At 39.4% G+C, this 21,250-nt stretch carries 24 protein-coding genes and 1 pseudogene; 21 read left to right on the top strand and 4 right to left on the bottom strand.

Annotated elements, in window-relative coordinates; all coding sequences use genetic code 11:
- Positions 1 to 8: 8 nt before the first annotated feature.
- Positions 9 to 992 (bottom strand): helix-turn-helix transcriptional regulator, encoded by a 984-nt coding sequence (locus E0485_RS00340; RefSeq protein WP_132415421.1) that lies wholly within the window; start codon positions 990 to 992, stop codon positions 9 to 11.
- A gap of 154 nt (positions 993 to 1,146) precedes the next feature.
- On the opposite strand from E0485_RS00340, the gene E0485_RS00335 reads away from it, so the two are divergent.
- From E0485_RS00335 to E0485_RS00250, 18 genes and pseudogenes are all read left to right on the top strand, one after another.
- Positions 1,147 to 1,626: a GyrI-like domain-containing protein gene (locus E0485_RS00335; RefSeq protein ID WP_132415418.1), complete on the top strand. Its 480-nt coding sequence runs from the start codon at positions 1,147 to 1,149 to the stop codon at positions 1,624 to 1,626.
- Positions 1,627 to 1,700: 74 nt separating this feature from the next.
- Entirely contained in the window at positions 1,701 to 2,165 is a 465-nt protein-coding gene (locus tag E0485_RS00330; RefSeq protein WP_132415415.1) for a phage tail protein, read from the top strand.
- Between the two features lie 283 nt (positions 2,166 to 2,448).
- The gene (locus tag E0485_RS00325) at positions 2,449 to 3,243 is read left to right on the top strand and encodes a DUF6492 family protein (RefSeq protein ID WP_407944816.1); all 795 of its coding nucleotides are present in this window, start codon (positions 2,449 to 2,451) and stop codon (positions 3,241 to 3,243) included.
- A gap of 151 nt (positions 3,244 to 3,394) precedes the next feature.
- Positions 3,395 to 4,210 (top strand): YheC/YheD family protein, encoded by an 816-nt coding sequence (locus tag E0485_RS00320; RefSeq protein WP_132415409.1) that lies wholly within the window; start codon positions 3,395 to 3,397, stop codon positions 4,208 to 4,210.
- Between the two features lie 145 nt (positions 4,211 to 4,355).
- Positions 4,356 to 4,490, top strand: a pseudogene (locus E0485_RS00315) (VOC family protein); the annotation flags it as partial.
- 220 nt (positions 4,491 to 4,710) lie between these two features.
- A complete protein-coding gene (locus E0485_RS00310; protein ID WP_132415406.1) occupies positions 4,711 to 6,132 on the top strand; it encodes a sugar phosphate nucleotidyltransferase in 1,422 nt (473 codons plus the stop codon).
- 127 nt (positions 6,133 to 6,259) lie between these two features.
- Positions 6,260 to 7,225 carry a GDP-mannose 4,6-dehydratase gene (gmd, locus tag E0485_RS00305; protein ID WP_132415403.1) on the top strand — a complete coding sequence of 322 codons (966 nt, stop codon included), beginning with the start codon at positions 6,260 to 6,262 and terminating at the stop codon, positions 7,223 to 7,225.
- A 552-nt stretch (positions 7,226 to 7,777) separates the two neighbouring features.
- Entirely contained in the window at positions 7,778 to 8,332 is a 555-nt protein-coding gene (locus E0485_RS00300; protein WP_132415400.1) for a sigma-70 family RNA polymerase sigma factor, read from the top strand.
- Complete coding sequence (locus tag E0485_RS00295; protein WP_132415397.1) at positions 8,322 to 9,698, top strand: copper amine oxidase N-terminal domain-containing protein; 1,377 nt, start codon at positions 8,322 to 8,324, stop codon at positions 9,696 to 9,698. The genes E0485_RS00300 and E0485_RS00295 overlap by 11 nt, the downstream gene beginning before the upstream one ends.
- 235 nt (positions 9,699 to 9,933) lie before the next feature.
- On the top strand, positions 9,934 to 10,512 hold the full coding sequence (locus tag E0485_RS00290) for a TetR/AcrR family transcriptional regulator (protein WP_132415394.1): 579 nt from the start codon (positions 9,934 to 9,936) through the stop codon (positions 10,510 to 10,512).
- Positions 10,509 to 11,012: a flavodoxin family protein gene (locus tag E0485_RS00285; RefSeq protein ID WP_235857333.1), complete on the top strand. Its 504-nt coding sequence runs from the start codon at positions 10,509 to 10,511 to the stop codon at positions 11,010 to 11,012. Before E0485_RS00290 ends, E0485_RS00285 begins: the two co-directional genes overlap by 4 nt.
- Complete coding sequence (locus E0485_RS00280; protein ID WP_132415391.1) at positions 11,012 to 11,650, top strand: NADPH-dependent FMN reductase family protein; 639 nt, start codon at positions 11,012 to 11,014, stop codon at positions 11,648 to 11,650. Before E0485_RS00285 ends, E0485_RS00280 begins: the two co-directional genes overlap by 1 nt.
- A gap of 2 nt (positions 11,651 to 11,652) precedes the next feature.
- Positions 11,653 to 11,790: a helix-turn-helix domain-containing protein gene (locus E0485_RS00275; RefSeq protein ID WP_132415388.1), complete on the top strand. Its 138-nt coding sequence runs from the start codon at positions 11,653 to 11,655 to the stop codon at positions 11,788 to 11,790.
- An 87-nt stretch (positions 11,791 to 11,877) separates the two neighbouring features.
- The gene (locus tag E0485_RS00270; RefSeq protein WP_132415385.1) at positions 11,878 to 12,276 is read left to right on the top strand and encodes an Rrf2 family transcriptional regulator; all 399 of its coding nucleotides are present in this window, start codon (positions 11,878 to 11,880) and stop codon (positions 12,274 to 12,276) included.
- Between the two features lie 68 nt (positions 12,277 to 12,344).
- Positions 12,345 to 13,244, top strand: a complete 900-nt coding sequence (locus tag E0485_RS00265; RefSeq protein ID WP_132415382.1) for an NAD(P)/FAD-dependent oxidoreductase — start codon at positions 12,345 to 12,347, stop codon at positions 13,242 to 13,244.
- 173 nt (positions 13,245 to 13,417) lie between these two features.
- Positions 13,418 to 13,735 carry a thioredoxin gene (gene trxA, locus E0485_RS00260; protein ID WP_132415379.1) on the top strand — a complete coding sequence of 106 codons (318 nt, stop codon included), beginning with the start codon at positions 13,418 to 13,420 and terminating at the stop codon, positions 13,733 to 13,735.
- Between the two features lie 88 nt (positions 13,736 to 13,823).
- A complete protein-coding gene (locus E0485_RS00255; protein WP_132415376.1) occupies positions 13,824 to 15,035 on the top strand; it encodes an MFS transporter in 1,212 nt (403 codons plus the stop codon).
- Positions 15,036 to 15,081: 46 nt separating this feature from the next.
- Positions 15,082 to 15,501 carry a DUF1801 domain-containing protein gene (locus tag E0485_RS00250; protein WP_207910909.1) on the top strand — a complete coding sequence of 140 codons (420 nt, stop codon included), beginning with the start codon at positions 15,082 to 15,084 and terminating at the stop codon, positions 15,499 to 15,501.
- A gap of 332 nt (positions 15,502 to 15,833) precedes the next feature.
- On the opposite strand, the gene E0485_RS00245 is transcribed toward E0485_RS00250, so the two are convergent.
- Positions 15,834 to 16,349, bottom strand: coding sequence for an RrF2 family transcriptional regulator (locus E0485_RS00245; RefSeq protein ID WP_132415370.1), 516 nt, complete (start codon positions 16,347 to 16,349; stop codon positions 15,834 to 15,836).
- Positions 16,350 to 16,576: 227 nt separating this feature from the next.
- Between E0485_RS00245 and E0485_RS00240 the strand changes: the two genes are divergently transcribed.
- Together E0485_RS00240 and E0485_RS00235 are read left to right on the top strand one after the other, a co-directional pair.
- Positions 16,577 to 17,218: an FMN-dependent NADH-azoreductase gene (locus E0485_RS00240; protein ID WP_132415367.1), complete on the top strand. Its 642-nt coding sequence runs from the start codon at positions 16,577 to 16,579 to the stop codon at positions 17,216 to 17,218.
- 151 nt (positions 17,219 to 17,369) lie between these two features.
- Positions 17,370 to 17,903: a GNAT family N-acetyltransferase gene (locus E0485_RS00235; protein ID WP_132415364.1), complete on the top strand. Its 534-nt coding sequence runs from the start codon at positions 17,370 to 17,372 to the stop codon at positions 17,901 to 17,903.
- Between the two features lie 95 nt (positions 17,904 to 17,998).
- Here E0485_RS00235 and E0485_RS00230 read toward each other — a convergent pair whose 3' ends face one another.
- Both E0485_RS00230 and E0485_RS00225 read right to left on the bottom strand, forming a co-directional pair.
- Positions 17,999 to 18,796, bottom strand: a complete 798-nt coding sequence (locus E0485_RS00230) for a Cof-type HAD-IIB family hydrolase (RefSeq protein WP_132415362.1) — start codon at positions 18,794 to 18,796, stop codon at positions 17,999 to 18,001.
- 22 nt (positions 18,797 to 18,818) lie between these two features.
- Complete coding sequence (locus tag E0485_RS00225; protein WP_132415360.1) at positions 18,819 to 20,009, bottom strand: MFS transporter; 1,191 nt, start codon at positions 20,007 to 20,009, stop codon at positions 18,819 to 18,821.
- A 158-nt stretch (positions 20,010 to 20,167) separates the two neighbouring features.
- On the opposite strand from E0485_RS00225, the gene E0485_RS00220 reads away from it, so the two are divergent.
- Positions 20,168 to 21,115 (top strand): LacI family DNA-binding transcriptional regulator, encoded by a 948-nt coding sequence (locus E0485_RS00220; protein WP_132415358.1) that lies wholly within the window; start codon positions 20,168 to 20,170, stop codon positions 21,113 to 21,115.
- Positions 21,116 to 21,250 lie beyond the last annotated feature (135 nt).

The following is a 21,250-nucleotide window of genomic DNA, read 5'->3' as shown; positions in this document are numbered from 1 at the left end:
TTTTTTGCTTAAAAATTATTGCTGGGAATGCTACTGGTGTATAAGCATAATCTCTCTTGTAAACCTTCTAAGACTTCTTTCGGCACATCTCTGATCTTAATATCCCCACCTAAGAAAAGCAGCCAGTTTGTTATTTCAGTAATTTCTTCTGAATTGTTTACATTGATAAAAGTCTTCAAAATGGCTGTAGTTTGGTAAGGATTCGTATAGGAAATTGAAACTTTTATAGGATGGTATTTTTTGAACTGGGTAATTGCCTTTGGACCAAGTTCAACGACAAGGTTTATGACTTCTTCCTGCTTACTTAGCTTTTCTAAAATCTTTTTTTTACTTATTCTTTTTTTCTCAGGGTAAGTTTCTACATTAGTGAGATCATCAACAGGGAATATCCTCCTTTTTTCTTCCTTCAAATCAAAGCCTTCGATCAGCCAAACGCTTTTTTCACGATAAAGGTGCAACAGATAAATTGGGTAAGAACTTATTGCACTCTCTTCTTGGATGGTAACCAATAAATAGCTATCCAGAAGAAGGATTTGAATGAGTTTTTCTAACATTGGATGGGTTAGGTCTGACAGATCAAGCAGATCTGGATTTTTGGGGTTCGTCCCTTCAAAGAGTAATATTTGATTTAAAAGAACTAGATCATCTTGCTGGTTTTCTGAGATGAGTCCTAGTAATTTTTCAGCTAAAGACTGACGACTTTTCAGATAAGGGAGTTGTAGATTTCTTGTGGCCATAAAGGCAATAAATAGAGCTTTAATCTCATTATCGGTAAAGCGAACAGTGGGCAGGACAGAGTTGTTCATGACGAAATAACCCCCATCCCTCCCAACTTCAGCGACAAGTGGCATCCCCATGGCTTCAATTTCTCTGATATCTCGAATAGCTGTCGAACGAGAGATATTAAATTCTTGCATGATTTCAGTAATTGTAAAGTGGGCGCGATTGTTGATGTACCGCATGATGATATTAATCCGTTCAACTTTTTTCATAGAGGCTCCTAAACAGTATCATTTTTTGACATGATTTAAGGTTATTATAAACCTATCAAGCTAGAAGAAACAATTTCACCGTCGTTGTTGGATGGGTATGTTTCTTACTGAAAAGACAAATCATTTAATCATTAAAGAGGAGAATGGTATTGATATGGCACAATTTACATTGGAAGAAAAAGACAGTTTTATCGTATTGGGGATTGGAACGGAGCTTAAGAGCCATTACACAGACTATGTCGGCATAAATAAGGAAAAGGCAGACTTTTGGTCGGCCGTCGAACAAGATGGAAGGCTTGATACTTTGAAAGCTGTAGCCACAAATGACTACATTTTTGCCGTGAACGAAGCGGTAAATAACAAGATGATGCATTATGCTGGCGTCATGACAGAGAAATCGTTACCAGAAGCATCGAGAGTTATCCAATTTCCTAAGGGGGAATATCTCGTAGTTAAAGGGGAAGCAGAGACGGCTGATGAGCTCAGTAATAAGCTTACTGGCATTGCTTTTAGTCAAGCCTTGGCAGAAATCAAGAATTATGCCTATGTTGGTGGGCCAAATGCAACGGTTGAGATGGGGCAGCGAGACGGCTTAGTGTTTGGTGAAATGTGGATTCCTGTTGTGAAAAGCTAAATGCTTCCGATGCGAGTTTTGCTCGAAGAAGGTTTTAAGTCGTAAAGCTTGCAATACATTGAGGAGGAATAAAGTTGTCCTATATCGTTGATTTTAAAAATGTGTCTACAGTAGGTTTAGAATCTTCACCTGTAGCAGAAGCGCTGGCAGGTTTACGTGCGAATGAAGCCCGTTACTTTATGAACAAATACAAGCATGAATTTACGGTTGTACCCGCTAGTGAAAGTCAGGAGAACCTTGATTACGTGAACCGAATTTTGAAAGAAGAACGTGGTATTGAGTTTGCGGCCAAACCATTAGAAACGTCCCGTTTTCAGGTGGAAAATATCCAGTTCACCTACGTATTTTATGAGGATGGTCTTGGACTAAATGTTATGTATACGGTTGATGATCCTAAGAAGCGGGCTGTTGGTTTTAAGCTTTCTGAGGGGATGGAGGTACCAAAGGAGTTAGATGAGAAGTTTAAGTTTGCCAGACAGAAATCTAAACTGGCCGGAACCATTCGTGGCTCGTTTTTTGTAATTAAGAGAGAATATTAAAGTATTCACTAGTAGCATAAGTGCTTGCTGAGAACCCTGTTATAAGAATAGTAGCCTATAAAAAAAGGATGAGCACTTTCACGTCTGGTGGTGGATCTAACTCATCCTTTTTACTTCGATCAGGTGCATCGACTCCGGCATATAAGCATACGTCCAGAATGCCGAAGAGCCATGGTGGAAAAAATGGCTGTCGACAGGAAAGTGAGGGGTCGACAGCCCCAATCTAAAAAGATCGGCTAAGCATATTCTGATGAGAATCCACTATGAAAGGAGCGAATTCTCATTGGTCTCGAACTCTGATATCAAAATCGACGTCGTCATTCCGGCCATCGACAAAGATTTGGGCACGCTTCCCTTTGTTATCGACAGTGTAAGAAAACACGTGCAGCATCCCATCGGCCGGATTTTCGTCGTGGCGCCGGATAGCCCCAAAATCAAAGCCGTCTGCCATATCAAAGGCTGTACCTTTATTCATGAAAGTACGGTTCTCCCCCTGCGAAAAAAGCACATCGCTTACCGTTCCAAAAGATGGGAGAGATCCGGCTGGTTATACCAGCAGCTGTTGAAACTCGGCAGCAGTTCCGTTGCGAGACAGCGGCATTTCTTGATTATCGACGCCGATACAGTATTGATCCGGCCACACCGATTCTACGCCGACGGCAAGCAACTGTTCTATTGCCGGAACTGGAGCAAGCCTGAATATTTCGTCACCTATCGCAAGCTACTCGGAACAAAACCTCCACGTCCCCGTTCTTTCGTGACGCACTACATGTTATTCGACAAAACGAAGCTGCGGTTGCTCAAGAACAAAATCGAAGCGAGGCACGGAGCGAAGTGGTTTAAAGCCATTCTGAAAAGCATCAACCGAAAAAAGCAATTCGGATTTTCAGAATTTGAGACGTACGGAAATTACGTATATTCCGTTCACCCCGGGAAAGTTCAACTCAAAAGCGCACTTAACAAAAGTCTGTCGACCAGCCCATCCGCTCTGTCGGAGTCTACCGTCGAGAAACTGGCCCAGCGCTATCGATCACTGTCTTTTCACAAAAGAAAGAGTTACGTCCGAAGCGCAAAGTAGCCGGATAGGCCATACGTAAATTAAGCTGACTTCAATCTCGCAGATGAAGCCAGCTTTCTTATATGCCCAAATTTCATCGCCATCTCTACATTTGCCTGAATCTGGGGGGGATAGAGCTTGGCATATATTACATGGTAGGAGGTGCCGAAGCTTGAAAACATCCGCTCGAAAAAACGTTTTAAGCAAAAGCAAATGGCTGAAAACAAAGGATATTTTGAAAGACCCGAAAGTCCGCAAGCTGGTACCTGAAACCCGCAGAATGAACGAGAAGTTGCTTCGTGAGATGCTTCGCCGCTATTCCATGGTTTACATCAAACCGGAAAAGGGCACTTACGGCAAAGGAGTCATGCGCGTAGAACAAGGCAACGGCTCCTATTCGTATCAGAGGAAAGAAAAGAAACGCATGTTCGATTCGTTCTCTTCCATGTATCAGTCTATTGTTCGCAACAAACGCAAACGCCCGTATTTGGTTCAGAAAGGAATCCATCTATTGAAATACAAGGGACGCAGGTTCGATATCCGCGTTATGGTCCAACGCAATCGCAAGCGCGCTTGGGAGATGACCGGCATGATCGGGAGGGTCGCTCACCCGAGGAAGATCGTGACGAATTACCATAGCGGAGGCAAACCGACGGCAGTTCGGACGTTACTGAAGCCAATTGTTTCCGGAGAGAACCTGTTCAAAATCGAGAAGACCCTTTCTAAAGTCGGATATGACGCCGCCAAAGCTCTCAGCCATACAAATCCCGAACTCGACATGGTCGGCGCGGATATTGGATTGGACAACCGACTGCGCCCTTGGATCATCGAGCTGAACACGAATCCCGACCCTTATTTTTTCCGGCACTTAGCCGACAAGAGCATCGCCCGCAAAGTGCTAAGTTACGCCAGAGCCTTGAAGCGTATCCCTCCGGCCAAGTCCAAGCCGAAGCGGTATAGCAATCGATCTCTTTCCCGAAATACTTAACTACGGCTTGTTAGTCTTTCGCTGGCGAAAGCCACGATGATTGTTGAACAGGGAGACGAGGCGCCAACCTTGCAGTCTCCCTGTTTCTTTTTTCTCGCCCTCTACGCCGATTCATCACACGAAATATCCGATGAAGGATAGAAATGAGACTATCTTTTCATTCTTTACCGAGAATGACAGTTATTTTCCAATAGAACGACAAGTGATGTTAAATTTCCAAGTACATAATCTGAACGAGACTATTAAGCATCTTGAACATATTGGTGTACCTCTTGCAAAGTAATTAGAGATTCATGAATTTGGAAAGTTTATTTGGATTGAAGATCCAGCCGCGTTGTGCTAGCTGAGAGGATAATGGGTCCAAATTTGAAAAGTTTTCCAAAATTCAGTTATTAACCAGTCATTTAGGGCGTAGAGCTATCTCACCCCCTTTTTACAATTTACATAAGATAATGAAAACATCAATGAAGGGCGTACTATCAAAAGTGGGGTGATAAATTCTGCATCTTATATTATTATCTGGCGGTTCAGGAAAGCGTCTTTGGCCTTTATCCAATGATTCACGATCAAAACAATTCTTAAAACTATTGCCTTCAGATAAAAAGCTGAATAGGCCAATTTCTATGCTTCAACGTACTTGGCAGCAGCTTCAAAACACAAATCTAACGGGAAGTACGGTCGTATCTACAAGTAAATCACAGATTGATATGATCCATAATCAAATAGGAACTAGCGTCCCTTTAGTTATTGAGCCTAGTAAGAGAGATACTTATCCAGCAATTGCGTTATCTTCTTTATATTTATATTCAGTCAAAAGTGTACCAGAGGATGAAATTGTAGTCGTTATGCCCGTTGATTCCTACGTAGAAGATGAGTTTTTTCAGCATGTAAAAAATTTAGGAGAAATATTACAGGGTTCCAATGCTGATCTTGCATTAATTGGAATAAACCCTACTTTTCCATCAGAAAAATATGGCTATATTGTTCCTTCTGATTTCAACAAGCCAGAACAAAATAAAAATGTTCAGACTGTTCGTTGTTTTAAAGAAAAGCCGACTTATGGACAGGCGAAACAACTAATTTCAGAAGGAGCCCTATGGAATAGCGGAGTCTTTGCATTTAAATTAGATTATATTTTAAAAAGTTTGAAAGAACGTGGAATAGCCTTAAACTATGCTGAATTGTTACAAACCTATTCACATTTACCAGCGAGAAGCTTTGATTATGAAATAGTTGAAAATACAAAGAATATTGTTGTCGTTTCCTATAATGGTGCATGGAAAGATCTTGGTACATGGAATACCCTTACTGAAGAAATGGGTGCATCTATCATTGGAAAGGGAATTATGAGTTCCGATTGTAACAATGTTCATATCATTAATGAACTAGATATTCCTGTTTCGGTATTAGGCCTATCTGATTTAATAGTAGCCGTAAGTCCTGATGGAATTCTGGTTTCGGATAAAAAAGAAAGCCCGAGAGTGAAAGAAATAGCTGATCAGTTTGATAATAGACCGATGTATGAAGAACGTCGTTGGGGTTGGTATCGCGTATTAGATTTTACTAAATATAGTGATACAAAAGAAGTGTTAACGAAAAGAATTGGCGTAACTGCAGGTAAAAATCTCAGCTATCAAAAGCATTACCATCGTAGTGAAGTTTGGACCATTATCAAAGGTAAAGGATTATTTGTATTGAATGGGAAAATCCTTAAAATCCAAGAGGGTGATGTGTTACAAATTCCGGCAGGAGCATTACATGGCATTAAAGCAATAACAGACTTAGAGTTTATCGAAGTACAGGCAGGTTCAGAACTTATTGAGGAAGATATCGTTCGGATCTTTATGGAATGGGAAGACATTGAAGCCCATTGCAAAAATACAAAAATGATTCGCAAGAAGATAGGGGATTTAAATGATTGAATCTTCCGAATTTGTAACAATTGCTATTCTTGCTAAGGATAAAGCACATGTTTTGCAAAAGTATCTTGATTTAATTGAAAAACAAACCTACGGCTGTATAGCCTGTACAAGTTAAGGGAGGACATCCATGAAAAGAGCGCTAATAACCGGAATAACCGGCCAAGATGGATCCTATTTGTCTGGACTTCTTCTCGAAAAAGGGTATAAGGTATATGGTTTAAAAAGAAGAGCATCCACAGAAAACTACGAAAACATTAAAAATATCAAAAAGGAAATTGAGTTTATTTCTGGTGATTTGGATGATTTATCATCATTGATACAGGCTGTGAAACTTTCTATGCCAGATGAAATTTATAACCTTGGTGCCCAATCCTTTGTAACAGATTCATGGTCCCAGCCTGTTTATACGGCACAGGTTACGGGTCTTGGTGCACTTAAAATGCTGGAAGCAGTTAAACAAGTTAAACAGGATGCCCGTTTTTACCAGGCTTCCAGTTCTGAGATGTTTGGACGGGTGATCGAAACACCTCAAATGGAAACTACTCCATTCTACCCCTGTAGTCCATATGGGGTTGCGAAAGTATATGGACATTGGATTACTGTAAATTACCGCGAGAGCTATGACTTATTTGCCTGTTCGGGAATTTTATTTAACCATGAATCACCGCGAAGAGGGATACAATTTGTTACACGGAAAGTAACTGATGCTGTAGCGAGAATTAAATGTGGCCTTCAAACGGAACTTCGCCTTGGAAACATTGATGCCAAAAGGGACTGGGGTTTTGCAGGTGATTATGTAAAAGCAATGTGGCTCATGCTGCAGCAGGAAAAGCCGGATGATTTTGTGGTGGCAACGGGGGAGACTCATACAGTCCGTGATCTTGTTGATGCTGCCTTTAGCTATGTTGGATTGAGATGGGAAGATTATGTTGTCCAGGATCCTGCATTTATGAGACCGGCAGAAGTGGATTTGCTGCTAGGAAATCCCGAGAAGGCAAAAAAAGAACTAGGGTGGGAGCCTAAGATTACCTTCCAAGAATTAGTGGAAATGATGGTGGACCACGATTTGGAAAAATATAGTCAAATAACATAAAGGCACAGCGGCAGTCTAGGACATTATTTGCTCGTCCATGGCTGCCGCTGTTACTTTAATCGGGGTCAGACTGATTAGCGCTTATTATTCTAAATAGTTCTATTAAGGGTTCGTCACTTTTTCTGGATTGCCGTCTGTTATATTTAGCTCAACAGCCATATCTGTTGCAGCATTCATCCGATCAGAGATCCGGTGTTTCGTTCGTCCCAACCAATCAAATCGCAATGAACGCGAATTCTAAGGTGCAAAGAGATGCGTGGGAGTTTATGAAGTTTTTATTGTCAGAGGAAATGCAATCCTCCCCTCGTCAAGATGGCTTCTCGATGGATAAAGCGATTATCCAAAACCGTGTAGTTACATATTTAAATGAATAATTAAACGATAGAATGAGGATATTCTTCAGAATCTTGAAGGGTATCTTTCATTTATTTCTTCTCATCGTGAAACCATCTTATTTTTTATGTGTATTTAGTTATGTAACGGTTACGGTTCATACATAATGCATTATGAAAAACAAGTACCAATACATTACACAAGGACGGATTGAAGAAGATGGATGAGCTTAAACTTCTCAAAAATTTAAAAAGGAAGAAAAGAGGCGCTCTCGATGAAGTAATTACAATCTATACCGGCTATGTTGCAACAATAGTGTATAACATTATTGGGGGCACAATGTCAAAAGAAGATATGGAAGAAGTTATTTCAGATGTATTTATATTACTGTGGAATCATTCTGATAAATTAGAGGAAAGCCGTCATAGTATTAAGGGCTATCTAGGCGCTATTGCCCGGAATAGCTCAAAAAATAAACTCAGAGGGTTGAATTCCAATTTAAGTATTAATGAATACGATATGCTTTTTTCAGAAGTCAATTTAGAGGAAGAAATAGAGCAAAAAGAAAGTGCGGCACTTCTTTTAAAAGCTATGGACAGCATGCAAGAATGTGATAGAGAAATTTTTAAACGATATTATTTTAACGATGAAAAGATAGGTAGTATTGCCGAAGATATGAAAATGACGGTTTCTTCCGTAAAAACAAAGCTGTTTAGAGGACGAAAGAATTTAAAGACTAACCTGTTAGAAAAGGGGTACGAGTATGAAAATTAAGCTAAACAAATTTTTCGTTAAAGCTAAATCTAATAGACATTCTATTGATAATATGATCTATGAAGAAACCCTGAATCTAACAGGAATAACATCGAAAGATATTAAACGCAAGGTGAACAATAAATTAAATGAAAAACCACAAGAGAGGAGACTATATATGAAATATAGATTATCAAAATTTGCAATCGTTACAACGGCTATTTTAACATTGGGGGTAGGGTCGGTTTTCGCCACGAGTAATATTGATTTGCTGAAAGAGCTTCTTAGGGGAGATACCAACATATTACAAAAAGAGGTACGTAATCCAAATACAAGCATTCAGAATGATGAATATAAGGTTACACTGGAACAAGTGTTGGCAGCCCCTCACGATGCTATCATCGTGTTCTCTGTAGAAGGTTTAACAAAGGAGGCAACAAATGCTTTAGAAACAAATTCGATGTTTTTATTTGAGAGTACTATTACGTTAAAAACAACTCCTGGGTCAGAAACTAAAAACAATGGTTATGGGCAATCTAATTTTGGGGACAATAATATTTATAATAAAAAGTATTTTGCTTTAGAGGTGGATGCTATCGATAATCCCAAACAAGAGCCGATGAGGTTATACCTGGATAAGGTTAAATCACCGGAGCTATTTATTACAGTCCCAATGGACAGTAATATTCAAACGTTGGATTTTCAAATGAATCAGGAAGCCGAGGCTAATGGTAAGAAATATACGATAGAGCATATGGGCATTAACAGTATCAGTATGGTTATCGATTCGAGAGATTGGAACAGTATAAAGGACGCTTTGCTGCCTGAAATCTTTTTCAAAATGTCAGACGGTACGATTAAAACTAAAAATCAACTGGTTAATAATTATAAATCCTCAAGCTCTATACTAACTGCTGATCAAGAAGGGCTTTACCGCTTTTATTTCAGATTCAAAGAAATCATGAATTTAAACGATATTCAATCCGTTATTATTGAAAATATGGAATACTCTCTAAACAAAAAAGTTGAGCCAAAACCGATCGTGATAGATGAAAAGCTGCATCATTTTGAAAGCAGAATAATCGAAAGAACAGGAAAAGACGGACCCCTTATGTCGGTGGATGATTTTTGTAAAGGATTAGGAGCAGAATATTCTTGGGATAATCAGAATACTAAACTGGTATTAACATATAGGGGCACTACTTTAGAATTAATAGCGGGTAGCAGTACGGCCATTGTTAACGGACAAGAAATTCCATTAAGAGATAATGAAGGCGTTTATATGCAAAACGGAGAATTGAGTATAACGCCGTATCTTCTAGAAAATCACTTTAATATTGACTATTCACTTAAATATGCTACAAGCATGTGGATTATTACTCCATAAGACTAATAAAAAGTAATTTAGACATAGAGAGAAAAAGGTAGAATACGAGCATCGGAGATCAAATCGAAACACCAAAAGGTTCAGAATTAGTTACAGCCTATCTCACAAGTATTGAATCTTGTTTGATAGGCTGTTTCCTTTGATTAGAGGAAATCGTCGCTATAACTTGACACTGTAAAGATTGTTTATTATAATCTTTACAGTGTCAAGTTACGTGAAAGGAAGTATGTATCAAATGAAAGAAAAACCATATCATCACGGTGATTTGCGAAATAAACTTATTGAAGCTGGTATAGAGCTTATTAATGAAGATGGTTTAAAAGGTTTTTCCCTGCGTAAGATCGCAGCAAAATGCAACGTCAGTCATGCCGCACCATACAGCCATTTTAAGGACATAGACGAGTTGATTTATGCCATGGGCGAGCATGTAACGGAGCGATTTGTGGAAAAGATGCGTACATCAATTCGTGGACAGGAAAACAGTCTCGAAGCGACCTCGCTACTTGGGCAGGCTTATATTTCCTTCTTCATTGAGAATCCGCAGTATTTTCAATTCCTTTTCTATCACTCCGGATTAACCATTGATTTGGACAATGATAACGCCAATGATTATCCGCCATTTGCTTTATTCCGGACAACGGCGTATCAAATGTTCCACAGCTTGGGGTTGCCGGAGGAAGCTTATTCCGAAAAATTGATTGCTCTTTGGTCAATGGTTCACGGCATCGCCTCGTTGCTTACCAATCATGGTATCCGATATTCCGGGGACTGGATTAACGTTTTTATAAACAATTGTATTAAGGAGATTGAATGATGAAAATTATTATACATGATTTGGATCAACAAGAATTCACGGCGTTGTATGAAAACAAAAATACAGACGTAACTGTTATATCAGACAATAGCACAATCCGTAATTGCATTGGTTGTTTTGGATGCTGGATCAAAACACCGGGAATATGCGTTTTAAAGGATGGTTATCACCATATGGGTGAACTTCTCTCAAAATGCCATGAGGTGGTTATCATCAGTAAATGTGTTTATGGGAGCTACAGCCCCTTTGTATGCAATATTGTGAATAGGAGCTTACCCTATCTTCTGCCTTATTTTGCAATCAAAAATGGAGAAACCCATCACCGATTCCGGTATGATAACAAATTCACGCTATCGGTACATTTTTATGGCAATGACATAACCAAAGCAGAAAAGGAAACCGCAAAAGCTCTGGTTGCGGCTAATAGCGTGAACTTAAATTCCATAGGAAACAAGATAAATTTCCATAACAGCCTACAAGCAATGAAGGAGGTTATATAGTGAGAATCGCTATGATAAATGGAAGCCCCAAGTTAGGAAAGAGCAATTCGGGCATGATGCTCAAAGCACTTGAACCCCTGATAAACGCCGAGCATGAAGTATTACACTATAACATGAATAAAAAACCTCTTACCGATGAGCAATACATCGAGCTTTGCCACATGGATACACTGATTATTGCATTCCCTCTATACTTCGATGCAATACCGTCGCATTTATTAAGGATGCTGACTACACTTGAAGGGTATATGAAAGCTGAACGAAAAAAGGAAATTTATGTATATTCCATTGTGAACAATGGATTTTATGAAGGAAAGCAAACTTATATTGCTCTTGAAATCATCAAAAACTGGTGCATACGATCCGGCCTTCATTTTGGGCAAGGAATCGGACAAGGCGCTGGTGAAATGATGGGTTTTATCGAAAAGGTACCACTTGGCAAAGGCCCTTTAAAAAATCTAGGAAAAGCAATGGAAAGCCTGGCACAAAATATACATACGCATGATAGTGATGAATCCTTGTTGTTCAGTCCAAATTTTCCGCGCTTTGCCTGGCGCTTTGCAGCGACACACTCTTTTTGGCATGCAAAAGCTAAAAGGAATGGTCTGAAGAAAAAAGATATTATTAAAAAGCTTTAGGAATGCATCGCTTCCAGAAATCTATTCATGAAATCGCCATTGCGGTAGGATTTGATTATCAAAACTATTTTGCTAAAATCATTAAGAAATTAGTTGGCGTCACACCTTTACAATATCGTAATAAAAGAGGACTGTTGTAAAGCTCATCACTTGAAAAGGTATAACTTGACACATTAACAATTTCGAGGATATTATAGATACAATAAGTCTTTGAATGAGGTGTTACCGTGAGATTTACAAAAGCAACGAATTATGCTTTGCACACCATGCTCAAGCTTTTTGAAGCTTCGCCGGTTAAGCCGATAGGTGTTCAGGAGTTAGCAGAAATGCAAGGTGTTTCGCCAACCTATCTTTCAAAAATTTTAACAAGGCTCGTGAAAGCAGGGATGATCGAGTCTGTTTCCGGTGTCAACGGGGGATATCGCTTATCCCGTAAAAAAGATGACATTACATTTTTGGATATTATCCACGCTATTGAGGGTACTGCCTCTTTGTTTGAATGTAATTTTGTTCATGGCGACGAATGCACAATTCAAGCTGTTATGAAGGAAGCGGAAGAGAAGATGGAAAGCCATCTCAAAAACACGAAATTGATGGACATGGCCTCAAAAGCAAACATAAGCTAAAAGAAATATTTATGTTTAATTAAGGATATAATAAGTCTGTAATATCTATATTAGAGGAGTTGAGTGTCATGATTTACGATTGCGCTATTATAGGCGGGGGACCTGCCGGGTTGAATGCGGCTCTCGTGCTTGGAAGGACAAGGAGAAATGTAATTTTATTCGATAATAATCGACCCAGAAATGCCGTTACGCATGCATCTCACGGCTTTATTACAAGAGACGGTGTAACGCCAGCCGAGTTTCGCAGTATTGCTCTTGAGGAGGTTAAGAGTTATCCGTTAGTGGAGCATCTTCAAACTGAGGTTGTTTCCGTTCACATTACCCAATATGGATTTGAGTTGATTGATTCTAATGGCCATCACCTTCAAGCGCGAAAATTGATCTTGGCAACAGGCGTAAAGGAGACATATCCAGAGATTGAAGGCTTTTATCCGCTTTATGGGAAAAGCTTGTTCAATTGTCCCTATTGCGATGGCTGGGAGCTCCAAGATCAACCGCTTGTTGTTGTTTCCGAATACTCGGACTTGTTACACAAGGGTAAATTGCTTCTCAATTGGAGCAAGGATTTGGTTGTCTGCACGAATGGTAAGGCATCCCTGTCAGAAGAGCACAAAAAGCAGCTTCAATCAAAGGGAATCGTGGTAATGGAGCAACTTATCACAGCTTTCATTGGCCAAAATGGGCAGCTTGAACATGTTCGCTTTGCAGACGGAACTCAAATTCCGAGGGCTGGCGGCTTCGTGACTCCTAAATTTGTGCAAAGCATTCCGTTCGCAGAACGATTAGGCTGTGAAGTGACAGCGTCAGGCGGGATTAACACCGATGGAAAGGGGAGGTCCTCAATACCTGGTTTATATATCGCAGGAGATGCTTCATACGTGGCTCCTTCCCAAGTGGTTTTCGCTGCAGCGGACGGCAGTCGAACCGCTATGAGCGTAAATATGGATTTAACGGAGGAGGATTTTTAAGAACATGGGAGTTCACCTATGGACTAATTACGGATATAAAGAATCTTTGATATCTCAAAAATAGGTGGATTTCGATTTCAGACGCGTTGTTTAAGTTTAAGGAGGTGATGATATCCAGTCGATTTATCATTGAAGAAAATGTGTGAAAAATTATGGAATGGAGGAAGATACACATGACTATTTGTCACTCTACGGATACAACTTTTAAAAATGATTTGAGAAATGATGGTTTTACATTAGTTAATTTTTGGGCGCCTTGGTGCGGACCTTGCCGCTCTTTTGCACCTACACTCGAGAGGTTCGATCAGGAGTATAGCAAAGAAGTGAGGGTACTAAAAATCAATGTAGATGAACAACCAAATACTGCCGCACATTATGGAATTATGAGCCTTCCGACTACGATTCTTTTTAAAAATGGTGAGCCAATCGATAAAATCGTTGGAGCTGTTTATATTGATAATTTAAAACAGTTCATATCAGATAAAATATGAAATAACGTAAAACTCCCAACGAAAGCCGCCGGCCCAACCGACGGCTTTCGTATAGTTAAGTAGTTAATTTATAGAGGAGATAAAATAAATGAAACAGTTAGATAAAACAGTTCAACGTTACTCTTACATTATATTGATATTGTTTTTTTCAGGTTTAGCAATTATGTCCAGCTTCTATGTCACAATTCCGTTAATATCCGTATTTTCAAAAGAGTTTTTGGTTTTAGAGAGTCAAGCAGTATGGGTAAGTAGCTCGTTTACGCTAAGTTTCGCTATGGGCTGCTTGTTGCTTGGTCCATTATCAGATCGTTTTGGCCGAAAAAGAATCATGCTTGTTGGATTAATTGCATTAACGATTGTTACAAGCTTTCTAGGGTTTCAAAGCAGTTTGTTCTCTGTTATTCTTTTGAGAGCAATACAAGGCTTGACTGCGGCTACTTTCTCTCCCGTAGTACTCCCCTATGTGATGGAGTTGTTCCCGCAACATAAAAGAGTTTTTGCAATTAGCTGTATGAGTACAAGTTTTCTTATGGCTGGAATTATAGGGCAGGTATTCAGCAGTTATGTAAGTTTTCATCTTGGTTGGCAATATGTATTCATTATTTTAGCGGCTATATATTTTATACTAACACTACTGATGATATTCTTTATACCAAACCTCCCAGCGAATGGGATTCGAGTTGCAGAAACATTTAAACAAATGAGAAAAACGCTGGCACAAAAGTCACTATGGTTAGCCTTTGTAATCGCACTAGTCATGTTGCTTTCTTTTGTAGGCATGTACACTGCATTGGGTAATTTTTTAAGCAGTTCTCTTTTCGGGTTTTCAAATCAACAAATACTTTATGTGCGATCCGTAGGGGTCCTAGGAATGCTAATGTCTCTTTTTGCGAGTAGACTGGTTAAAAGATTTGGTGTGATACCGATACTTAGAAGCGCAATAATCCTTTCTGCTATCGGATTGATCCTCTTAGGATTTGGCGCAAACATGGTGTTTATAATTGCTATGAGCGTTGTGTTTGTATCCGGAATTGCGGTTGCCATCCCATCATTGGTTTCACTGGTCGGTGAACTGGGTGGAGCTGCACGAGGTGCGGCAATTTCCATTTATACGGTTGTTGTAAACTTAGGTGCTACTATAGGGCCAATCTTAGCCATTCTGTTGCTCGGCTTTGGGAACTATGTACTTACTTTTTCGATCTTGGCATGTTGCTTATTGCTGGGACTATTGGCTACATTTTTTATTAAACGTGGATCCCAGCAGTTGAAGAACACTGAATCTGTACGATGTAGTACCTAGAAATATTTGCCGACTAGTTTGTTATTTAAAAAAAGGAATGATCAATATGAGTACAATTGAAAATACCAAGTTGGAGGAAGTATTCGAACAGTATCCTAAACACATTCAGTCGAAACTATTGATTCTTCGTCAGATAATATTGGATACGGCATTAGAGACAAAAGGCGTTGATCATTTGGATGAAACGCTAAAATGGGGAGAGCCTAGTTATATCACACAAAAAGGGAGTACAATTAGAATAGGCTGGAAACAGTCAAGCCCAGATCAATACGCCATGTATTTTAACTGTAATACAAAGCTAGTTGATACGTTTAAAGAGGTTTATAGAGATTTATTCAACTATGAAGGTAATCGAGCGATTGTATTTGCCGAAAATGATGAAATACCGGTAGATGAATTAAAACAGTGCATTGTATTGGCACTCACTTATCATACTCGAAAGGATCTACCAATGCTTGGGATATAATAAATAGACTGGTCATCGGAAATGTCAAAAGCCAATGATAAGAACATAACAGATTCAACCGGGTTTATTGAGAGATATATTGATAACGTTGGTCATTTCGGAGAAAAAAATCGTGGTCTTGTTTTTAGAACATACAAAAGGAGTGGACTATTCTCTGAAAATGTTGGACTCATGCCGCAGGGGGGATTCATCCAAATGGAATTGCAGCGCTTAGCATTGCGGTGGCACGGTACAGAGGAATTGTCGAGGCTGGTAACTGATAATAATTATATAAAGCCCTGAAAATTTGCAGAGGATTTTCAGGGCTTTCCTTTATATTAATAATTACGTTTTTAAAATGAGTTAGTTTGAGTTTTTCTTATAAAGTATTCTCGGCTATCTGTCCGCATTTTTCCAGGTAAAACGTGATTAAGTTCATCATTTAACCAGGCAAGGGTCTTATTACGAAGAAAATCACGCATATATTCTTCTGCCTCAAGCATAGTTAAGTTAATCGTACAAGAAGAATTGGCGGAAGCACAGGAAGAGCATTCTTTATCTAAATGCATAAGATTAGTTTTCAAAACATTTTTACATTGAAAAATAGGTTTTACTCCTTCAACTGCTTCTATTACATCCCAAAAAGAAATTTCTTCGGGGGACTTAGCTAATTTATAACCACCTTTTACACCAGGTGTCGAACTCACGATACCAGCCTTTGATAATTTACCAAAAACTTTTGAGAGATATGTTTCTGAAAGCCCTTGAAATTCTGAAAGGTCTTTTATTCCAATACTTTCCTCTTCGGGTACGTCTATTAAATAAACAAGGCTATGCAACGCATATTCAACCATAACACTATACTGCATATAGACTCACCTGCTTTCAATGTAAAAAGGCTATCAAAACAATTATTATAAGCCCTAAATGTTTTTTTGTAAATTATCAAAAACTAATTTTAGAATCTATAGAATTTGACAAAAGGCTATGAAACCTTTATATTATCTATTATATTAATCGACGATATAATTTATCGACGATTAATAATGTCGACAATTAAGATTAAATAAATTAAATTTAAAGGAGAAAACATCCAATGAGCAAACTGCTTATCATTAATGCACATCCAGAAGTCGATTCCACCTCTTCATTTAGTCTAAATGTATTTAATTACTTTATGAAAATTTATATGGAGAAGCATTCTAATGATGAAGTCATTGAACAAATTAACTTATATAAGGACATAGTACCAATGATAGATCAAACTGTTTTAACTGCATGGGGAAAATTAAGAATAGGACAAGAACTAACAAATCGAGAACAAGAAGTAACAGAGCGTATGAATGAAGTATTAAAACAATTTAAAAGTGCAAACAAGTATGTAATTGTTTATCCAGTTCATAACTTTAATGTGCCATCAAAGTTAAAGGATTATTTGGATAATATTATGATTGCAAGGGAAACTTTTAAATATACAGAAACGGGATCAGTTGGTCTTCTTAAAGATGGAAGAAGTATGTTTGTGATACAAGGAAGTGGAGCAATCTATACTAATAATGACTGGTATACCGAAGTTGAATATTCGCATAAATACTTGAAGTCGATGTTCAATTTTTTTGGTATTGAAGATTATCAAATTCTTCGAGTGCAAGGTACTGATAAACTAGACAGAGATGAAGTATTACAAAAAGCATATAAAGAAGCTGAAGAAGCCGCTTCAAAATTATCAGTGAAATAAGTTAACGGAAAATTTTACAACAAAAGTCGATCGTAGATAAATCCTAAAAGCTCTTGTATAATGAAACTAACTTCAAAAATGAAGGGACTGAACTATGCGCAGATATCAATATCTTAAACCTAACTATTAAAATATAATGGAGGTAAGAGAATTGATTACAGAGTTACATACAGAACGTTTATATTTGAGAAAAATGAAGGTATCGGATTCGTCTAGCTTGTTTAAAATTTGGTCTGATCCAGATGTTACTAAATTTATGAATGTTAGTTATTTTACTAATGAAAATCAAGCAAAAGAGATGATTAATCTTTTTGATGATCTTTCTCGAGACAGTAAGGCAATTCGTTTCTCCATAATTAATAAAGAGTCAAATGAAATTATAGGTTCTTGTGGATATAATTCCTTTGATTTTGAAAATGAAAAAGCAGAAATTGGATATGATATTGCTAAATCATTTTGGGGAAGAGGATACGCTTCAGAAGCTATCTGTTCTTTGTTAGATCACGCATTCTCATCTTTAAAGCTGAATCGAATTGAAGCAAAGGTCGACCCCGAAAACGTGAATTCTATAAAGCTTTTACAAAAGCACAACTTTACGTTTGAAGGAACACTTAGACAATATGAAAGAGTAGAAGGAAAGTTTAATGATCTCAATATCTATTCCAAATTAATATCAGAAAGATAATTTCATTGAACAAACGGGGAACGGTAGTTCAACTAACCAGGGAGCAGTTTGCCGGAGGCAGCTGCTCCTTTTTTCGATCGAGAGATCATGAGTATTTATTTATCTAATAACAGGTCTATCGCATCCAGCACAGCTTCAGAATTATTCGAACCGATCTGATATTTCGCCGACATTATCACGAGTTCACTCGCATGTTCCATCGCATAACTATATTGTACATGCCTTAGCATTTCGACATCATTGCCACTATCTCCAAAAGCCGCCGTCTTATCGTTTGCAATCTGCCATCTTTGCTGAAGAAGCTGAATTCCATGCGCCTTGTGAATGCCTGTCACAATAATATCCACATCCCTATGACCACATGATACGGCCGTAACTTCCTCCCCTAACTCAAGCTTCAAGTTCACAAGTGCTTGATTCAGATCTTCAAGTGGAAAACGAAGGGCAAATTTAAACAATTGGTCCTCAATAGACGTTAGATTCTCTACTCTCTTTAATCGATGGTAGTATTGTTTTGAATAGTTATAATAGTCATCCGATTCATCATTCCGCATGTAAGCACTTTGTTTGCCACATAATGCAATTTGTGAGGAAGGATAGTGTTTCAGAAGCTCCAGCGTTTTCGCAATTGTCTCATCAGACATTCGAGCTGTGAACACTTCCTCATTCCCATCGATAATATAAGCGCCATTCTCCGCAACAAAAGCAATTTCATGCTCAATTTCAGGAAAAAACGACCTCAGCTGGTAATATTGATTCCCGCTAGCCACAACAAACCGAATACCTTTTCTTTTCATCTGCGCATATTGATCCAGAAAGCGATCTCGATTATAGTTCTTGCGGTCATTCAGAAACGTGCCATCCATGTCTACGGCAATGAGTTGTACATCCATGTTTAAGTCCTCCCCTTATTCATTAATTTAAGGTCACACCCGCTTGATTACGGTAGAATCTGCCGATACCTAGCAGCAGTATGATCAAATAGAGCGCCGCAAAGCTAGCGATATACCACAGTGCAGACACCGTGCCTGAATGGTCCATCAAATATCCAATTAGTGCAGGAAAAACCGCGGCTCCGAACCCAGCAAAAGCTGTAACCAGACTGGTCACGAGACGCGTCATGCCGGGAAACGTATGATTCGCATACACCATCGTGATCGAATACACACCAGACATCGTTAACCCCATCATGATGACCAGGATAAAGCCGATGGCAGCATCCCTCGATAACGCAAACATGACGATCACCGCGAGCGTGCCGAACATACTCCAACGCAAATAACTCGCATAATTTACTTTTCGAATAATCCAACCTGTAGCAGCCCTGCCAATCACCATCGCTATCCAGAACAAGCCAATACTCAACGAGGCGTAGTAAGGGGTAACTTCTAAATGATTCAGGAAGATGGAGGACATGAAATGATTCAAACTCCCCTCAATCCCGCTGTACATGAAAATCAAAAAGACGAATGCGAAGAGAATGTACCGCTTCATCTGCTTCGTCTTGAAGATCGGCGGCGATGCAATGGCGGCATCCAAGGATTCCGCGGATTTCGTTCCCTCCTTGGCAAAAGAGATGAAGCACCATATGACCGCCATAATGATTCCAAGACATGCCGTCACGAGGAAGGAATACTGCCAAACCTGATTTGCAATCAATACACTAGCGATGAGCGGCATACAGAGCGCACCGATCCCGAACGAGACCTCGAGATAACTCATCACCACAGCTCGACGGCCCACGAATACTTCCATCATCAGTGTTGCAACAACGCACTCGATTGCTGCTGTACCGACACTATTCAAGAAATTTAATGCCACAACCCAGCCAAACGGCGGAAGTGACCATACACTGAACTGCGCAATCGCAATGACGATCGCAGAGAACGCGAGTACGTATTTTTCCTTCTTCAACACTTTCATGAGCCAGGCCGAAATTGGCACGCCCGCAGTAAAGCCGACTGCACCCACGAATACCAACTGCCCACCAACCGTATAAGATTGCTCATAATGAGCGAGCAATTGCGGCATCACAGAACCGATTGTTGTAATGACAAGTCCTGCTAGAAAATACAATGAATACGAAGCGAACGCAAAGGTTCTCATGCCTTAACCTCCTTCTAGAAATAGGGATCATCCTGCTGATGTTTTCATTGTAAAGAATGAAACGCGTTTCAAGTCAAGCATTCAAATCTATAATTCTAAAAAAGACATCGGCATGCTACAATAATTCCGAATATGCAAAATAAGAGGGAGGGGACCTTATGGCGAATATCAAAGACGTTGCTAGAATGGCAGGTGTCTCGATTGCAACCGTATCCCGCGTTCTCAATGAGTATCCTTATGTCGCCAAGGACAAGCAAGAAAAGGTTATGGCGGTTATCAAGGAATTGAATTATTCGGTGAATGGCAACGCGGTGAAGCTAAGCAAAGGAAAGACAAATACCATTGGTGTCATTGTGCCGTATAACAATAACTCTTGTTATGATGAACTCATTAACGGCATTCTGAAGAAAGCGCATGAGTTGCATTATCAAGTTCTCTTACTGCCTTCGTATTATGAGAACGTTATAGAGAGTAGCTATCTAACGTTATTGAAAAAGAAAATGATCGATGGAATCCTACTTACTTCGCATACACTCCATCCTGAGCAAATCTTAGCCTTGTCCGAATGGGGAAAAATCGTATGCTGCGAGGCTTGCCCCGTCGAGCTTGTCCCGTCTGTGTTCCCGGATCGATTTGCAGCGTATATCGAAGTCTTCACTTATTTGAAGAACAGAGGCTATAAGCGTATACATTTTACTTCTGGAAGAGATTTTCAATCGAGTCCTAGCACGCGATTACGTATTCAAGCGTATCAAGAAACCATCACCGAAGCGTATGAGAGTCAGTTCTTCGACCAGTGCTTCGACTATCAAGATGGGAAAAGAGTTGGCGACCTCATGTTTCGAAATTCGATCGTCCCGGATGCGATTTTTACGAATGGCGATGAAGTCGCTGCAGGAATTATAGCTTCCGCCCAGACGCACGGCTACAGTTACCCGCAAGATTTCGAGATTATTGGCGAGGAGAATACGCCATTAAGTGAAATATTAGGTTTCCCAAGTGTGGATTATCATCAGACTTCAATTGGCGAACAAGCCGTCTCGCTATTACTAAGCGATGAATATGCTCGAATTCAGATTCGACATCAACTCAACTTCAGAGCTTGAACAGAAACGAGTGCGTTGTCCTGAATGAGAGTGAAGTTCACTCCTACCAACACCACAAAGAAGCCATACCCTTGAGGGAATGGCTTCATTATGCATACAGCAGCAATTACAAAGAGATTGACACCGGCTATAGCG

The sequence above is a fragment of the Paenibacillus albiflavus genome (assembly GCF_004344915.1).
Taxonomy (GTDB): domain Bacteria; phylum Bacillota; class Bacilli; order Paenibacillales; family NBRC-103111; genus Paenibacillus_AM; species Paenibacillus_AM albiflavus.
The sequence above is the reverse complement of the archived record's forward strand: the minus strand, read 5'-3'. Positions and strand labels throughout refer to the sequence as shown.

Excerpts from the sequence above, each read along its gene's own strand:
- E0485_RS00295 (WP_132415397.1), top strand. The coding sequence starts at position 8,322 with ATGAAAATTAAGCTAAACAAATTTTTCGTTAAAGCTAAATCTAATAGA.
- E0485_RS00275 (WP_132415388.1), top strand. The coding sequence starts at position 11,653 with ATGCATCGCTTCCAGAAATCTATTCATGAAATCGCCATTGCGGTAGGA.
- trxA (WP_132415379.1), top strand. The coding sequence starts at position 13,418 with ATGACTATTTGTCACTCTACGGATACAACTTTTAAAAATGATTTGAGA.
- E0485_RS00300 (WP_132415400.1), top strand. The coding sequence starts at position 7,778 with ATGGATGAGCTTAAACTTCTCAAAAATTTAAAAAGGAAGAAAAGAGGC.
- gmd (WP_132415403.1), top strand. The coding sequence starts at position 6,260 with ATGAAAAGAGCGCTAATAACCGGAATAACCGGCCAAGATGGATCCTAT.
- E0485_RS00255 (WP_132415376.1), top strand. The coding sequence starts at position 13,824 with ATGAAACAGTTAGATAAAACAGTTCAACGTTACTCTTACATTATATTG.
- E0485_RS00340 (WP_132415421.1), bottom strand. The coding sequence starts at position 992 with ATGAAAAAAGTTGAACGGATTAATATCATCATGCGGTACATCAACAAT.
- E0485_RS00250 (WP_207910909.1), top strand. The coding sequence starts at position 15,082 with ATGAGTACAATTGAAAATACCAAGTTGGAGGAAGTATTCGAACAGTAT.
- E0485_RS00220 (WP_132415358.1), top strand. The coding sequence starts at position 20,168 with ATGGCGAATATCAAAGACGTTGCTAGAATGGCAGGTGTCTCGATTGCA.
- E0485_RS00290 (WP_132415394.1), top strand. The coding sequence starts at position 9,934 with ATGAAAGAAAAACCATATCATCACGGTGATTTGCGAAATAAACTTATT.
- E0485_RS00230 (WP_132415362.1), bottom strand. The coding sequence starts at position 18,796 with ATGGATGTACAACTCATTGCCGTAGACATGGATGGCACGTTTCTGAAT.
- E0485_RS00335 (WP_132415418.1), top strand. The coding sequence starts at position 1,147 with ATGGCACAATTTACATTGGAAGAAAAAGACAGTTTTATCGTATTGGGG.
- E0485_RS00225 (WP_132415360.1), bottom strand. The coding sequence starts at position 20,009 with ATGAGAACCTTTGCGTTCGCTTCGTATTCATTGTATTTTCTAGCAGGA.
- E0485_RS00265 (WP_132415382.1), top strand. The coding sequence starts at position 12,345 with ATGATTTACGATTGCGCTATTATAGGCGGGGGACCTGCCGGGTTGAAT.
- E0485_RS00245 (WP_132415370.1), bottom strand. The coding sequence starts at position 16,349 with ATGCAGTATAGTGTTATGGTTGAATATGCGTTGCATAGCCTTGTTTAT.
- E0485_RS00285 (WP_235857333.1), top strand. The coding sequence starts at position 10,509 with ATGATGAAAATTATTATACATGATTTGGATCAACAAGAATTCACGGCG.
- E0485_RS00240 (WP_132415367.1), top strand. The coding sequence starts at position 16,577 with ATGAGCAAACTGCTTATCATTAATGCACATCCAGAAGTCGATTCCACC.